Origin of the sequence: Streptomyces sp. NPDC008092 (assembly GCF_042957285.1) — a bacterium.
Classification (GTDB): Bacteria; Actinomycetota; Actinomycetes; order Streptomycetales; family Streptomycetaceae; genus Streptomyces.
Genome location: NZ_JBIBHY010000003.1, coordinates 751,249 through 766,687, shown reverse-complemented (window position 1 = coordinate 766,687; position 15,439 = coordinate 751,249). Strand labels below are relative to the sequence as shown.

Genomic DNA, 15,439 nt, shown 5'->3' with positions numbered 1-15,439 from the left:
CGGGCAGTATGGTCCAAGAACCTGTGCCGGACACAGCCAGCCCCGGACTTCGTTATCAGACGCCTACACGAAGACGCTGAGCACACCCGCCACCGCGAACCCCGCCACCGACAGCACCGTCTCCAGCACGGTCCATGTCCTCAGGGTGTCCCGCTCGCTGATGCCGAAGTACTTGGCGACCATCCAGAATCCGCCGTCGTTGACGTGCGAGGCGAAGATGGAGCCGGCCGAGATCGACATGATGACGAGGGCGACGAAGGCCTGCGAGTGGTGGCCCTCGGTGAGGAGCGGGGCGACGATGCCGGCCGTCGTCACGATCGCCACCGTCGCGGAGCCCTGGGCGACCCGCAGGACCACCGAGATCAGGTACGACAGGACGATCACCGGGAGGCCGACGCCGTTGAAGGTGTCGGAGAGGGCCTGGGCGACGCCGCTCGCCTTCAGCACGGCGCCGAAGATCCCGCCCGCGCCGACCACCAGCAGGATGTTGCCGACCGGCTTGAGGGACGCGGTCGACACGGTTTCCAGGGACTTGCGGGACCAGCCGCGCCGGATGCCGAGCAGGTAGTAGGCGAGGACCAGGGCGATGGTGAGGGCGACCATCGGCGTGCCGAAGAACTCCAGCACCGAGCGGCCGGTGGAGGGGTCCAGGGCGATGGAGGAGAAGGTCGCGGCGAGGATGAGGACGAGGGGCGTGCCGATGATGGCGAGGACCGTGCCGAGCGGCACCGGCTTCTCCTGGGGCTCCACTCCCGCCGCGCGCTGCTCCGCCACCACCGCCTGCCGGGCCTCCTCGGCCGCCTCGACCATGTCCTGCGGTACGGCGACGAAGATCCGCCTGCCGATCCATGCCGCGTACGCCCAGGCGGCCAGCACCGCCGGGATGCCGCAGACGACGCCCATGAGGATGACCCAGCCGAGCTGGACGTGCAGCAGGGCGGCGGCGGCCACCGGGCCGGGGTGCGGCGGCAGGAAGGCGTGGGTCATGGAGAGGCCGGCGAGGAGCGGGAGGCAGTACAGGAGGATCGACTTGCCGCCGCGCTTGGCCGCCGCGTAGACGAGGGGGGCCAGGACGAAGATGCCGACGTCGAAGAAGACGGGGATGCCGAAGATCAGGCCGGTGAGGCCCATGGCGAGCGGGGCCCGCTTCTCCCCGAAGAGGTTGAGGAGACGGGTCGCCAGGACCTCGGCGCCGCCGCTGACTTCGAGGATCGCGCCGAGCATCGTGCCGAGCCCGATGATGATCGCGACGTGGCCGAGGATGCCGCCCATGCCGGACTCGACGGTGGAGACGGCGTCCGAGCGCTGGACGGTGCCGAACAGTTCGGTGACCGAGAGCCCGGCGAGCAGGCCGACGGCTATGGAGACGGCGAGGAGGGCCACGAAGGGCTGGAGCCGGGCCTTGATGATCAGGAAGAGCAGAAGGGCGATGCCGATGGCGGCGACGGTGAGGAGTCCGGCGGTGCCGTCGAGGAGGAGGAGCAGGCCGCCGGTGTGGGGTGGGGTCGTGGGGGCGGGGGCGGACGCGGCGAGCGGTTGGGACATGTGGGGGTCCTCTGCGTGAGTTCATGGGGCTTTCGGGCAGGGGGCATCGCGGTACGGCACCCGGGCGGGCGCCGTACCGTGACGGACGTACGGTGTGCGGGAGTTGGGGGGGTGGCCTCAGCCGAGGACGGCGAGGGCGTCGATCTCGACGAGGAGGCCGGCGGGCAGACCGACGTACACGGTCGTGCGGGCGGCGGGCGGGGCGGTGAGCGCCTGCTCCTCGAAGTAGGTGTTGTAGATGCCGTTCATCTCGGCGAAGTGGTCCACGTCCGTCAGATAGACGCGGATCATCATGACGTCGTCCCAGGAGGCGCCGCCCTCCTCCAGGATCGCCTTGACGTTGGCGAGGGTCTGGAGGGTCTGCTCGCGCAGGGTGGGGCCGGCCGGCGTCGGGGGCCTGCCCTCCTCGGCGGGCAGGAAGCCGACCTGGCCGGCGACCTGGAGGATGTTGCCCTTGCGGACGCCGTGCGAGAACTTCGCGGGCGGGGTGGTGTGGGTCGTGGGGGTGAGCGCGATCTTCTCGGTCATCTGTTTCCGGCTTCTGTGATCGGTGTTCTGCCTGAGTACTCGCCGCTGATCGCGTCCGCCGTACGACGCACCTGCGGGAGCAGGGTGAGGAGTTCGTCGGCGGTGACGACGACGTTGGGCGCGGAGACCGACATCGCGGCGACGACGCGCCCGTCGGCACCGCGGATCGGTGCGGCCACGCAGTTGATGGACTCCTCGTGGCCGCCGAGGTCGGTGGCCCAGCCCTGTTCGCGCACCTTGGCCAGTTCCCTGAGGAACGCCTCCGCGTTCGGCGTCGAACGGGCCGTGTACATGGGGTAGTCGAGCTTGTCGGCGAGGGCCCGCCGCTCGGGCTCGGGCAGGTCGGCGAGGAGCAGTTTGGCGACGGCGGCGACGGTGATGGCGACGGGCTTGCCGATCCGCGAGTACATGCGCACCGGGTAGCGGCTCTCGACCTTGTCGATGTAGAGGACCTCGCCCTCCTCGATCACGGCGAGGTGCACGGTGTGTCCGCAGGCGGTGTTGAGGCGGGCCAGGTGGGGGTGGGCGATCTCGCGGACGTCGAGGTTCTCCATCGCCTCCTGGGCGAGGGCGAAGAGGCGGGCGCCGAGGCGGTAGCGCTGGTCGGACTGGCGGTACACCAGGCCGTGTTCGTGGAGGGTGCGCAGCAGCCGCAGTGCGGTGGACTTGTGCACACCGAGGCGGTCGGCGACCTGGCCGAGGTCGGCGGGGCCCTCGGCGAGCAGCGGCAGGATGCTGAGCGCTCGGTCGACGGTCTGGCTCATAGGGTGCGTACCTCCTCTTCGGCCGCGTCGGCTTCGGTCCAGCCGGGGCCGAGTCGAAGTCTCTCCCACGCGCCCGCGTCCAGGGCGGTCAGGCGGTCGGTGGTGTCGCGGGCGGGGGGCGGGGCGAGGTCGGCGGGGGTGGTGAGGGCGGCGGCGGCGAACAGGTGGCCGAGCCGGAGCGTCTGCGGGAGCGGGAGGCTGCGCAGGATGCCGGAGAGGAATCCGGCGGCGAAGGCGTCACCGGCGCCGACGGGGGCTACGACGTCGACGGTGGGGGCGGGTTCGAAGGTGACGGTGGGCTGGGGCCGGGGGGTGGGGACGCTTACCGGCGCTGGCAGGGCGCCTCCCCCAGCCTTCGGCCGGGGGGACCCCCAGCGCCCACCCGTGCCGCCCTGCGGCACGCCTGCCCGCAGCTGGGTGGCTGGGAGAGGAGCGGCTGGGCAGCGCCCCGTAAGGGGCGCGGGGAACTGCGCGAGCAACCCCCGCCGGCCCGCGGCCGAAACGAACGCCGTCGCCCCCTTCGCTCCCTGCTTCACCACGAGCACCTCCGGCTCCGGCAGCAACTCCCGGACCGCCGACGGCCCTCCCGTCACCCCCCACGCCTGCTCCGCCTCGTCCTCCCCCACGAAGACGAGGTCGGCCCGGCGTGCCAGCTCCAGCAGGATCTGCGCGCCGTCACCCGAACCCCACAGCCCGGCGCGGTAGTTCACGTCGAACGACACCAGCGTCGGCCGCTCCCCGGCGGGAGCCGTCAGCTCGCGCAGCAGCCCCAGGCACCCCTGCGACAGCGCCGCCGTGATCCCCGACAGGTGCAGGATCCGGCCCGCGCGCAACGCGCCGGCATCGACGTTCGCCGGCGACATGGCGGAGGCCGCCGACCCCGCCCGGTAGTACGCGACCTCGTGCGCGTCCGTCGCCCGGTCACCGGCGGTGCGGAAGTAGACGCCCGTCGGCCGCCCCGGATCCCGGCCCACGTACGAGACGTCCACGCCGTACGACGCGACGGCCTCCACCAGATGGTCGCCGAACCCGTCCGCGCCGACCCGGCTGACCCACCGCACGGCGTGCCCGGCTGCGGCCAGCGCACAGGCCACGTTGGACTCGGCACCGCCGATCGCGCGGTCGAAGGACGGCACGTCCGCGAGGCGCCCCGGCCGGGTGGGCAGAAACGTGACCATGGACTCGCCGAGCGCGACGACGTCCACGGCGTCAACGGCGCCGGTGGCCTTCACGATGGTCGTGGCTCCTCGTCGTCGGGGAAGGGTCGCCGTGGACTCCATTGACCCGGCGTTGGCGTGGATGTTAGACAGCGGTAAGCGATATACGCAATGGACGTTGCACAGAGTGCAACCGACCCGATCAGGGAGGCTCCGTGTCGCTCGACACCGGCAGTGCAGCGCTCGCCCGGCTCGCCGAGGAACGCGTCGACCACCGCTTCAAGGGCCTCCCGCCGGACGCCGAGGGCCTCACGGTCGGCGAACTGGCCGCCCAGCGCCGCAACCTGTTCTCGGGCGGCTTCGCGACCCCCGTACTGGCCCTCTCCGCCGAGCGGCTGGAGCACAACCTCGCGCTGATGGAGTCGTACACCGAACGGCACGGCCTCGCCTTCGCCCCGCACGGCAAGACCTCGATGGCCCCGCAGCTCTTCCACCGGCAGACCGGGCGCGGGGCGTGGGGGATCACCCTCGCCGTGCCGCACCAGGTGCGGGTGGCGCGGGCGTTCGGCACCCGCCGGGTCTTCCTCGCGAACGAGCTCGTGGACGCGCCGTCACTCCGCTGGATCGCCGCCGAGCTGGAGCGCGACGCGGACTTCCGTTTCGTCTGCTACGTCGACTCCGTGCGCGGGGTGGAGCTGATGGACGCGGCGCTGCACGGGGCGGGGCGCCCGGTGGACGTCGTGGTCGAGCTCGCCGCCGGGGAGGGCGCCCGTACCGGGGTCCGTACCGAGGCGGAGTGCGCCGCGGTCGCGGACGCGGTGGCCGGGGCAAAGACCCTGCGGCTGGTCGGGGTGGCCGGGTACGAGGGGGAGGTGCCGCAGGCCGACCCGGACCGGGTGCACGCCTATCTGCGCCGGCTGGTCGCCCTCGCCGTCGAGTTCGACAAGGCGGGCCGGTTCGCGGGGCTGAAGGAGATCGTCGTGAGCGCGGGCGGCAGCGCCTGGTTCGACGCGGTCGCGGACGTCTTCGCCGGGATCCCCGAACTGTCCTCCCCCGTGCTGAAGTTGCTCCGCTCGGGCGCGTACGTCTCGCACGACGACGGCCGCTACCGCGAGGTCACCCCCTTCAACCGCGTCCCGGAGGAGGGCACCTTGGAGCCGGCCTTCCGGCTCTGGGCGCAGATCGTCTCGCGCCCCTCCCCTGAGCAGGCCTTCGCCAACGCCGGCAAGCGGGACGCGGCCTACGACCTCGACCTCCCCGTCGCCCAGGTGATCCGCCGGGCGGGCCCGGAGCGCCCGGCGACCGGGGTCTCGGTCACCGGCCTGTCCGACCAGCACGCCTGGCTGCACACCACCCCCGAGGCGGACCTGGAGGTCGGGGACTGGATCGGCCTCGGCCTCTCCCACCCGTGCACGTCGTTCGACAAGTGGCAGCTGATCCCGGTCGCCGAGGCGGACGGCACGGTCGTCGACTACATCCGCACCTACTTCTAGGACCACTGGGGAGCCTGTCGTGGAGGATCTGGTCATCCGGGACGCCGACGTCGTGGACGGCAGCGGCGCGCCCTCCTACCGCGCGGACGTGGTCGTCGACGACGGCCGGATCGTGTCGATCGTCAGGGAGGCCGCGGCGGCGGGCTGCCAGCGCCCGCGCGCGGTGCGCGAGCTGGACGCGGAGGGCCTGGTCCTCTCCCCCGGCTTCGTCGACATGCACGCCCACAGCGACCTGGCCCTGCTGCGCGACCCCGACCACAGCGCGAAGGCCGCGCAGGGGGTGACCCTCGAAGTCCTGGGCCAGGACGGGCTGTCGTACGCCCCGGTCGACGACCGGACGCTGGCGGAGGTCCGCGGTGCGATCGCCGGCTGGAACGGCCCGGGCGACGACATCGACTTCGACTGGCGGTCGGTGGGCGAGTACCTGGACCGCCTCGACCGCGGCATCGCCGTCAACGCGGCCTATCTCATCCCCCAGGGCACGGTCCGCGCGCTCGCCGTCGGCTGGGAGGACCGCGCGGCGACCCCGGCCGAGCTGGACCACATGCGCCGGCTGGTGGCGGAGGGCCTGGCACAGGGCGCGGTCGGCCTGTCCTCCGGCCTCACCTACACCCCCGGCATGTACGCGCCGGACGCCGAACTGACCGAGCTGTGCCGGGTGGTGGCGGCGTACGGCGGCTACTACTGCCCGCACCACCGCTCCTACGGCGCGGGCGCCCTGGAGGCGTACGCGGAGATGGTGGCCCTGGCCCGGGAGGCGGACTGCCCCCTCCACCTCGCCCACGCCACCATGAACTTCGGCGTGAACGAGGGCCGGGCCCCCGAGCTGCTGGCCCTCCTCGACGAGGCCCTCGCCGCCGGCGCCGACATCACCCTCGACACCTACCCCTACACCCCCGGCAGCACGACCCTCGCGGCGATGCTGCCGAGCTGGGCGAACGAGGGCGGCCCGGCCGCGGCCCTGGCCCGGCTGGCGGACGACGGGACGGCCGAACGCGTCCGCCACCACCTGGAGGCCGTCGGCTCCGACGGCTGCCACGGCGTCCCCATCGAGTGGGACACGATCGAGATCTCGGGCGTGACCGACCCGGCCCTCACGGACTTCGTCGGCCGCACGGTCCAGGAGTCGGCGGACGCCCGCGGGGAGTCGCCCTGGACGACGGCGCGCCGCCTCCTCGTCGCCGACCGCCTGGGCACCACGATCTTCCAGCACGTGGGCCACGAGGAGAACGTCCGCACGATCATGCGCCACCGGGTCCACACCGGCGGCTCGGACGGCATCCTCCAGGGCACGAAACCCCACCCCCGCGCCTACGGCACGTTCCCGCACTACCTCGGCCACTACGTACGGGAGTTGGGCGTCCTCACCCTGGAGGAGTGCGTCGCCCACCTCACGTCCCGCCCCGCGGCCCGGCTGCGCCTGCCGGACCGCGGCCTCGTCCGCGAGGGCTACCGGGCCGACCTCGTCCTCTTCGACCCGGAGACGGTGGCGGCAGGCTCGACGTTCGAGAACCCGCGTCGGCTGCCGACGGGCATCCCGCACGTCCTGATCGACGGCCGTTTCGTGATCGAGGACGGCCACCGCACAGACACACTGGCGGGCCGAGCAATTCGACGCGCCCCGCTGTAGCGCCCCTTGTTGGGGGCGCGGGGAACTGCGCGACCAGGCCCCCACGCACCCGCACCCGGAAACGAAACGCAAGCCACCCCCTACGGCTTCGGCAGGGTGCAACCACTCGCACTCAGGCTCAGCACGTTCCCCGTCGTGAAGCACGCCGGAATGATGTACGTCTCCTCGGCGTAGTTGATGCCCTGCCGGACCGTGACGTTCCCGCTCTCGTCCACCTCGCACGGGTTGTCGACGGTGCACCGCTCCCCGTCCTCGTTGCCCGTGTTGTTGACGGCGACGACCTGGCCGGTGGTGGTGTCGATCACCGGCGACCCCGACGTCCCGCCGATCGTGTTGCACGCGGAGGTGTAACGGACCGAGTCCTTCCAGGTCCAGTCGCCCTCCTTGAGCCGGTACACGAACCCGTCGATGTTGCAGCTGTAGATCGTCTTCCAGTAGCCGGAGACGACCTTGATGGCGGTGCCGGCGACGGGGTGGGAGGCGCTGACGGTCAGCGGGCTGATGCCGTAGGAGCTCTTGATCGCCGCGTACGTGGTGGTCGTGCGGTAGATCGTGATGTCCGTGTCGGTCATCGTCGAGTAGACGACCTGGTTGGCGCGGAGCGTGGCGACTCTGGTGCCGGAGGAGTTCAGCAGGCCGAAGGTACGGCTGGAGGACTGGCCGGTGATGACCTCGCCGGGCTCCGGGAAGCCGGTCTCCAGGCAGTGCCCGTTGGTGAGGACCAGCGCCGGGTCGCTGTCCGCGGAGTTCGGGAAGCGGATGACGGAGCCGGAGCAGTTGCTGAGCGAGACGGTGCCCGCGAAGTTGACGGTCACCGCGGCGGCCTTGGCCGTCTGCGGCACCGCGACCGCCGGAGCCGCGCCGATCCCGGTGATGGCCAGGGAGGCGAGCGCGGCGACGAGAGGCTTGTTCATGTGGGGGTCCCCTCTATATGACGAGGTGACCGGAGATCTTCCGGCCACCCGCTGTTTTTGTCATGCACATTCTCATCACCAGGGCGCGCTCGGGCAAGGAGTCGTTTCAGGTCGGCGTGTTGGCGCGATCCAGCGCCACTTCCCGGCACGGACGACGACGAACTGCCGTGGTTGGCCGCCCTAGTGGGACCGGCCGCCGCCACCCCTGCCGTGCCCCCAGCCGTGCCCCCCGCCCGTGGGAGTCCCGGCCGATGTCGTCGCGGCACCAGCGGTAGGTGACGGTGCCTGGCTCGTCGCGCGGGTCGCGGTGACGCTCGGGGAGGCGCTGGTTGCGGTGCTCGCCGACGCGGTGGACCGGGTCGACGGCGACACCGTGCCCGGCGCGGACGGTGGCGAGGAGGAGGTGGCGGAATCGGTGCGCGGGCTCTGGCCGGGTGCCGCCGCGCCCGGCGACTCGGCGGCCGCGTGCTTCGTACGGTTCGGGCCGCCCGGGGTGCCGTCGGCCGGCGACGAGGAGGAGGAAGAGGAGAAGGGAAGGCCGACGACCAGCGCGAGCACGGACGCGGCCCCGACCGCTCCCGCCGCGCCGACCACGTACCTGCCGCGCCGGCCACCCGCCCCGCGCGCCTGCCGCCGCCGTTCCGCCCGGCCCGGTCCCGGCACGGCGGGCGCGATCGCCGGCAGCTCGCGCGTCTCGTCGTATGCGTTGAGCCAGCCGTGCGCGGCCGCCGGGTCCCGGTACCCCTCGTAGGCGGGGGCCGGTTCGCCCTCGGGTCGGTAGACGCTGGGCGCCCCGGTCTCGTCCTCGGCAGGTCTCGGCATGGACGCGGATTCTAGGGAGGGGAGGGTCCTTTGAGACAGCTACCGGCGATAACAGGCCAAATCACCGAGCGGCAGCCCGGCCCCCGTCGACCTCCGGCGGCCCCCCGGCTCGTCCCCCGACCGCCCCCGCCTGTCCCCCACACGTGTCTCACGTGGTGGAAAACACGGCCCGACGGGCGTTACCGCCCCGTAAGCTCACCGGCATGCAGGTGATCCAGTCGACCAAGCTCGCCAACGTCTGTTACGAGATCCGGGGCCCGGTTCTCGAGGAGGCGATGCGGCTAGAGGCGGCGGGGCACCGCATCCTCAAGCTCAACACCGGCAACCCGGCCGCCTTCGGCTTCGAGTGCCCGCCGGAGATCCTGGAGGACATCCTCCGGAACGTCTCCACGGCACACGGCTACGGCGACGCGAAGGGTCTGCTGGCCGCCCGGCGCGCGGTCGTCATGCACAACCAGACCATCGGCATCGAGACCGACGTCGAGCACGTCTTCATCGGCAACGGCGTCTCCGAGCTGATCGTGATGGCGATGCAGGGGCTGCTCGACGACGGGGACGAGGTCCTCGTACCGGCGCCGGACTACCCGCTGTGGACGGCGGCGGTCTCGCTCTCCGGCGGTACGGCCGTGCACTACCGCTGCGACGAGCAGTCGGACTGGATGCCCGACCTCGCCGACGTCGAGCGCAAGGTCACCGACCGCACCAAGGCGATCGTCATCATCAACCCGAACAACCCGACGGGCGCGGTGTACGACGAGGCGATGCTGCGCGGGCTGACCGACATCGCCCGCCGCCACAACCTGCTCGTCTGCTCGGACGAGATCTACGACAAGATCCTCTACGACGGCGCCACGCACACGCCCACCGCCGCCGTCGCCCCGGACCTGCTGACGCTCACCTTCAACGGCATGTCCAAGGCCTACCGGGTGGCCGGCTACCGGGTCGGCTGGATGTCGGTCTCCGGGCCCCGGGCGCACGCCGACTCCTACATCGAGGGCCTGACGATCCTCGCGAACATGCGGCTGTGCGCGAACATGCCGGGTCAGCACGGGGTCGTGGCCGCGCTCAGCGGACGCCAGACGATCAACGACCTGGTCCTGCCGGGCGGGCGGCTGAAGGAGCAGGTGGACCTCGCCTACGACCTGCTCACCCAGATCCCGGGCGTGAGCTGCGTCCGCCCCAAGGGCGCGCTGTACCTCTTCCCGCGCCTCGACCCCCAGGTCTTCAAGATCAAGGACGACCGGCAGATGGTCCTCGACCTGCTGCGGCAGGAGAAGATCATGGTCGTCCAGGGCACCGGCTTCAACTGGCCGGAGCCGGACCACTTCCGGGTGGTGACCCTGCCGTCGGTCGGCGATCTGCGGGACGCGATCACCCGGATCGGCCGGTTCCTGGACGGGTACGGCCAGCCGTAGGCAGCCGCCCGGCCACCGTCCGTGAACCGGGTCAACTTTAGACGGAATCTAAGCTAGGATGGTTTCCTGTCAGAGCACAGGAGGCCATCTCCCATGTACGAGCCGATCCGCACCAAGTCGGTCCACAGCACGATGGCCGGCCCCCCTTCCGACTTCCCCCACCGGACGCGCGAGGAGGAGCTGGACATCCAGCTCGCGGGACACCTCGCCGCACTGCTCGCCGTCACCGACGAGCTGCGCGCCCTCACGCCGTCCGCCGACCTCGACGCCGCCGCGACCCGGCTGGCCGAGCAGGTGGCCCGGCTGCGGGGCGGACGGACACCGGTCCGCGCGTCACTGACGGCGGTCCAGGAGCCGGCCGCGCTCCACGAGCGTGCGCACGCGTTCGCCGGCCGCGCGCTGGTGGTCGCGGCGTCCCGGGCGGACACCGCGGCGGCGATCCTCGCGGCGGAACGCATGGACGCCCACGCGGCAGCCACGGAACTCACCACGGCCGGCTGACCCACCCCCCGCACGGCCCCGGTCCGCGCGCTCCCGCAGCGACGCGCGGACCGGGTTGCCACATCCCAGTCGATCGAGGCGCACTCCGAGCCGTGCGGGAACCGTCTGACGGCGCCCGGCGGACTTCGGTGCTCCGGTTTCGTTCCGGGGCGCCCCCTTCACCCGTCGTTCACCCGTTCCACCCAGGACTGAGGGATTCCGGGAGCACTCTCCACCTCGTGAGACGTATCGCTGGAATCGTCCTCGCGGTGCTGCTGATCGGTGGCGTGGTGGCTGCTGTCGTCGCAGGCCGGCAAGGGGATGACAAGGGCACGGCAACGAAGACCGTGCGCGGTGTGATCGGTTCGGAGAAGTCGGACTTCTTCGCCGATCCCGATGTGGTGAAGGCCCTCGCCGCCAAGGGCTACACCGTGAAGACGGAGGCGTCCGGATCCTGGGCCATGGAGGATCTGGACCTGAAGGGCTACGACTTCGCCTTCCCGTCCAGCTCGGCGCCCGCCGACACGCTGGCCGCGAAGTACCACGCCCGCCAGCCCCTCCCCCGCCCCTTCTACTCGCCCCTCGTCGTGGTCGCCCACCGCAGCGCGGCCCAGGTGCTCGCCGCCAACGGGCTCGCCGTGCTCGACGGCAAGGGCAAGGGGACCCTGAAGATGGCCGCCTACCTGGACGCCGCCCGGCACGACCGGACCTGGCAGCAGCTGAAGGGGGCCAAGGCGCACGGGGAGCTGACCGGGACGCTGTACATCACCAGCACGGATCCGGAGACCTCCAACTCCGGTGCCCTGTACCTCGCCGCCGCCTCCTATGTCGCCAACGCGGGGCGGGTGGTGGCGAGTGACGGCGACGTCGCGAGGACCGCGCCGCTGCTGCACAAGCTGGTCAGCGTGCAGGGCGCGCAACAGCCCAGCAGCGACTCGGTGTTCAGGGACTTCATCAGCGGCGCCGGCAACCCGCTGGTGTGCCTGTACGAGTCGCAGGTGGTGTCGCTGCTCGGCGAACAGAACGGACAGCAGGGCGCCGCCGGCGACCTCGTCGTCCTCTACCCGGACACCACGGTCAACAGCGACCACACCATCGTGCCGCTCGACGACGCCGGCCGGCAGCTCGGCGAACTCCTCAGCACCGACCCGGCCCTGCGCAAGCTCGCCGTCCGGCACGGCTTCCGGCCGCAGGGCGACTCCGCCGAGTTCGTCAAGGACACCGCCGACCACGCCGCCTACCTCAACCAGACACTGACCGGCGTCCGGCAGGCGCCCGTGCCCACCTCCGCGGTGCTGCACGAGATGGCCCGCCGGGCGCGCGGCTGACGGGGGGACCCTGTGAGCAACTTCGACAAGATCAGGCCGAGCGGCGGCGAGCACCCGCCCACGCTGAGCGGCGAGGACGTCTTCACGCTGACCCCGCCCGAGGCGGTCGCGCCCGTGCCGCGGGAGAAGGCCGGCGGACTGGTGCCGGTCGACGACGGCGTCCGTACGGACATGGCGCGCAAGGCCTCCGACTACGTCCGCGACCTCGCCGCCCTGGACGCCCGGTCACCGGAGTTCGCGAGCAAGGTCGGCGAGATCACCGGCCTCGGCGCCGGCGAGATGCGCACCGCCGCCTCGCAGTCCAACCGCATGCTGGAGCGTGCCGTCCGCAGCCTGCCCGACAAGGGCGGCGACGCGCAGGCGAAGGTGGCCGGTTCGCTGGTCGAGCTGCGCCGGGTCGTCGAGGACCTGGACCCGCGCGACCTGCCGGCGGGCAAGGGCCGCAAGTTCCTCTCCCGGCTGCCCGGCGGGAACAGGCTCCGCGACCACGTCGCCAAGTACGCCTCGGCGCAGGGCACACTGAACAAGATCGTGGGGTCGCTGCGCGGCGGGCAGGACGAACTGCGCCGGGACAACGCGGCGTTGCAGACGGAGCGGGTGCGGCTCTGGGAGACCATGGGCAAGCTCCAGGAGTACGTCGTCCTCACCCAGGCCCTGGACACCGCCGTCGAGCAGCACGCCGCCCGGATCCCGGACCCCCAGGAGGCCGACGCCGTGCGGGCGGACGTGCTCTTCCCGGTCCGGCAGAAGCACCAGGACCTGCTCACCCAGCTCGCGGTGTCCGCGCAGGGCTACCTCGCGATGGACGTCGTACGGCGCAACAACGACGAGCTGATCAAGGGCGTCGAACGCGCCGCCACCACCACCGTCTCCGCGCTGCGGATCTCGGTGATGCTGGCCTCCGCGCTCGACAACCAGAAGAAGGTGATCGAGCAGGTCAACGCGTTGCGCGGGACGACCGAGGACCTGATCCGGGGCAACGCCGAGATGCTCGCGACCCAGAGCGGGGAGATCCAGCGGATCGCCGCCGACCCGGCCGTGGGCGCCGAGACGCTGCGGGCCGCGTTCCAGCAGATCTACCGGACCCTCGACGCCATCGACACCTACAAGGTGCAGGCGACCGAGGTGATGGCGAACACCGTGCAGTCGCTGACGGACGAACTCCACCAGGCGAGCGCCTACCTGGAGCGCAGCCGTTCGAAGAGCGCGCTGGAGGGCGGCCCCGCATGAGCAGACGCCCGCTCCTCGCCCTCCTCGCGACGGCGGCCGTCGTCCTGGCCGGCTGCACCTCCGAGGACCACGGCGACGACGACTCCACGGCCCCGAAGGCGGGCACCCTGCGGGTCCTCGCCTCCTCCGAACTCAGCGACATGACGGCCGTCTTCGACCGGGTCCGCAAGGACACCGGGGTCACCATCCGTCCGACCTACATGGGCACCCTCGACGCCATCGACCTGGTGGCCAGGGGGAAGACGGACGGCAGGTACGACGCGCTGTGGCTGTCCTCCGACGACTATCTGCGGCTGCGCCCCGAGGCGGCGAGGAAGGTCGTCTCCGAGACGGCGATCATGTCCAGCCCGGTCGCGATCGGCGTGAAGACGGCCACCGTGCGGGCGCTCGGCTGGCAGCCGGCCGACGTCACCTGGTCCACGGTCGAGCGGGCCGTGGAAGCCGGGAAGCTGACGTACGGCATGACCGACCCGGCGCGCTCCAACTCCGGCTTCGCCACGCTGGTCTCGGTGGCCTCCGCGCTCTCCGGCGCCCAGTCGGCGCTCACGGACGACGACGTCACCAAGGCGACTCCCCGGCTGAAGAAGTTCTTCCGGGGCCAGACCCTGACCTCGGGCTCCTCCGGCTGGCTGGCCTCGGCGTACCAGCGGCGCGGCAACGTCGACGCCCTGCTCAACTACGAGTCCGTGCTCCAGGGCATCCCCGGTCTCACCGTGATCCGCCCGAAGGACGGCGTGATCACCGCCGACTACCCGTTCTCCTCGCTGGCCTCGACCTCCTCCGCCACCCGCGAGGACGTCCGCCGGGTGACGGAGGACCTGCGCACGGCGGCCGTGCAGAAGCTCATCACGGACACCACCCACCGCCGCCCGGTCGTGGCCTCCGTCGCCCCCGCCGCCGGCCTGGACACCAGCCGCCGCCGCGAACTCCCCTTCCCCGGCAGCCAGTCGGTGGCCGACGGGCTCATCTCGGCCTACGAGAACGACCTGCGCCGGCCCTCCCGTACGGTCTACGTCCTGGACACCTCGGGCTCGATGAAGGGCGACCGCCTCTCCCGTCTGAAGACGGCCCTCACCGGTCTCACCGGCGACTTCCGCGACCGGGAGGAGGTCACCCTGATGCCGTTCGGCTCGGACGTGAAGAGCGTCAGCACCCACGTGGTCGACGACAGGTCCGACCTCGCCGCGATCCGCAAGGACACCGACGCCCTGCGCGCCGACGGCAGCACGGCGATCTACACCTCCCTGGAGAAGGCGTACGGCCGGCTGAACCCCTCCCAGGAGACCTTCACGTCGATCGTGCTGATGACCGACGGCGAGAACACCACGGGCGCCAAGGTCGGTGACTTCGACGAGTTCTACAACAAGCTCTCCGCCGACCGGCAGCAGATCCCGGTCTTCCCCATCCTCTTCGGCGACTCCTCCCGCGCCGAACTCCAGCACATCGCGACCCTGACCGGCGGCCGTCTCTTCGACGCCCAGAAGGGCTCCCTGGACGGCGCCTTCGAGGAGATCCGTGGCTACCAGTAAAGCCCTCGCCTACCTGGAGTCCCGCAAGAACCTCACCGGTTCGGCGGGCGGCCTGCTGGGCCTGGTCCTGACGTTCACCGGCGTGGCCGGCCCGTACTGGCCGGTGGTGGTGGCGGGCCTGTACGGCGCGGGCGCGCTGATCGCCCCGCCGGAGCGCCCCCCGCTGCCGGACTTCCCGACGCCCTCCGCCCAGCTGGAGGAGGTGCGGGCGGACTTCCGCAAACTGGAGACCTATCTGGCGGAGGTCGGCCTGCCGGCCCCGACGGAGGCCCGGCTCGCCGAACTGACCGGCCTGCTGACGGCGTTGCTGGACCCGGGCTGGGCCGCCGAGCTCCTGGCCCAGGACCCGGAGGGCGTCCACGTCCTGTCGCGGACGGTGCGCCAGGACATCCCGGAGGCGGTGGACAGCTTCGTACGGACCCGGTGGTGGACGCGTCTGACGCCCGGGCAGGAGCCGCCGGAGCGGCATCTGGAGCGCCAGTTCGCCCTCCTGAAGGAGGAGGCCGAGCAGCTGGCGGCCGGGCTGCGGGACGCGGAGGCCAGGCGCCAGGAGACGCACACGCGGTACCTGGAGGACCGGAACAACTGAACCGGCCCCCCGCGT

14 protein-coding genes are annotated in these 15,439 nt (G+C 71.9%); 8 read left to right on the top strand and 6 right to left on the bottom strand.

The window, feature by feature from the left end:
• Positions 1-63 precede the first annotated feature (63 nt).
• The 4 genes from ACFZB3_RS12790 to ACFZB3_RS12775 all read right to left on the bottom strand — a co-directional run bounded on the left by ACFZB3_RS12790 (position 64) and on the right by ACFZB3_RS12775 (position 4,015).
• On the bottom strand, positions 64-1,545 hold the full coding sequence (locus ACFZB3_RS12790) for a gluconate:H+ symporter (protein ID WP_391373831.1): 1,482 nt from the start codon (positions 1,543-1,545) through the stop codon (positions 64-66).
• Positions 1,546-1,662: 117 nt separating this feature from the next.
• The gene (locus ACFZB3_RS12785; protein WP_391373828.1) at positions 1,663-2,073 is read right to left on the bottom strand and encodes a Rid family hydrolase; all 411 of its coding nucleotides are present in this window, start codon (positions 2,071-2,073) and stop codon (positions 1,663-1,665) included.
• Entirely contained in the window at positions 2,070-2,837 is a 768-nt protein-coding gene (locus ACFZB3_RS12780; protein WP_391373826.1) for an IclR family transcriptional regulator C-terminal domain-containing protein, read from the bottom strand. Before ACFZB3_RS12780 ends, ACFZB3_RS12785 begins: the two co-directional genes overlap by 4 nt.
• A complete protein-coding gene (locus ACFZB3_RS12775) occupies positions 2,834-4,015 on the bottom strand; it encodes a PfkB family carbohydrate kinase (protein WP_391374083.1) in 1,182 nt (393 codons plus the stop codon). Before ACFZB3_RS12775 ends, ACFZB3_RS12780 begins: the two co-directional genes overlap by 4 nt.
• A 194-nt stretch (positions 4,016-4,209) precedes the next feature.
• Here ACFZB3_RS12775 and ACFZB3_RS12770 point away from each other — a divergent pair, with 194 nt between their 5' ends.
• Positions 4,210-5,487: an alanine racemase gene (locus ACFZB3_RS12770; RefSeq protein ID WP_391373824.1), complete on the top strand. Its 1,278-nt coding sequence runs from the start codon at positions 4,210-4,212 to the stop codon at positions 5,485-5,487.
• 19 nt (positions 5,488-5,506) lie between these two features.
• Positions 5,507-7,117: an amidohydrolase family protein gene (locus ACFZB3_RS12765; RefSeq protein WP_391373820.1), complete on the top strand. Its 1,611-nt coding sequence runs from the start codon at positions 5,507-5,509 to the stop codon at positions 7,115-7,117.
• Between the two features lie 80 nt (positions 7,118-7,197).
• Here ACFZB3_RS12765 and ACFZB3_RS12760 read toward each other — a convergent pair whose 3' ends face one another.
• Both ACFZB3_RS12760 and ACFZB3_RS12755 read right to left on the bottom strand, forming a co-directional pair.
• Positions 7,198-8,031, bottom strand: a complete 834-nt coding sequence (locus ACFZB3_RS12760; protein WP_391373818.1) for a trypsin-like peptidase domain-containing protein — start codon at positions 8,029-8,031, stop codon at positions 7,198-7,200.
• A 180-nt stretch (positions 8,032-8,211) separates the two neighbouring features.
• Positions 8,212-8,853, bottom strand: coding sequence for a hypothetical protein (locus tag ACFZB3_RS12755; RefSeq protein ID WP_391373815.1), 642 nt, complete (start codon positions 8,851-8,853; stop codon positions 8,212-8,214).
• A gap of 203 nt (positions 8,854-9,056) precedes the next feature.
• Here ACFZB3_RS12755 and ACFZB3_RS12750 point away from each other — a divergent pair, with 203 nt between their 5' ends.
• The 6 genes from ACFZB3_RS12750 (at position 9,057) to ACFZB3_RS12725 (ending at position 15,424) form a co-directional block, all read left to right on the top strand.
• Positions 9,057-10,268, top strand: a complete 1,212-nt coding sequence (locus tag ACFZB3_RS12750; protein ID WP_391373812.1) for an aminotransferase class I/II-fold pyridoxal phosphate-dependent enzyme — start codon at positions 9,057-9,059, stop codon at positions 10,266-10,268.
• A 93-nt stretch (positions 10,269-10,361) separates the two neighbouring features.
• Complete coding sequence (locus ACFZB3_RS12745; protein WP_391373810.1) at positions 10,362-10,769, top strand: hypothetical protein; 408 nt, start codon at positions 10,362-10,364, stop codon at positions 10,767-10,769.
• 218 nt (positions 10,770-10,987) lie between these two features.
• Positions 10,988-12,076 carry a hypothetical protein gene (locus tag ACFZB3_RS12740; RefSeq protein ID WP_391373807.1) on the top strand — a complete coding sequence of 363 codons (1,089 nt, stop codon included), beginning with the start codon at positions 10,988-10,990 and terminating at the stop codon, positions 12,074-12,076.
• Between the two features lie 30 nt (positions 12,077-12,106).
• Entirely contained in the window at positions 12,107-13,306 is a 1,200-nt protein-coding gene (locus tag ACFZB3_RS12735) for a toxic anion resistance protein (protein ID WP_391374080.1), read from the top strand.
• A complete protein-coding gene (locus tag ACFZB3_RS12730; RefSeq protein WP_391373804.1) occupies positions 13,303-14,835 on the top strand; it encodes a substrate-binding domain-containing protein in 1,533 nt (510 codons plus the stop codon). The genes ACFZB3_RS12735 and ACFZB3_RS12730 overlap by 4 nt, the downstream gene beginning before the upstream one ends.
• Complete coding sequence (locus tag ACFZB3_RS12725) at positions 14,822-15,424, top strand: hypothetical protein (protein WP_391373802.1); 603 nt, start codon at positions 14,822-14,824, stop codon at positions 15,422-15,424. The genes ACFZB3_RS12730 and ACFZB3_RS12725 overlap by 14 nt, the downstream gene beginning before the upstream one ends.
• The last annotated feature ends 15 nt before the right edge of the window (positions 15,425-15,439 follow it).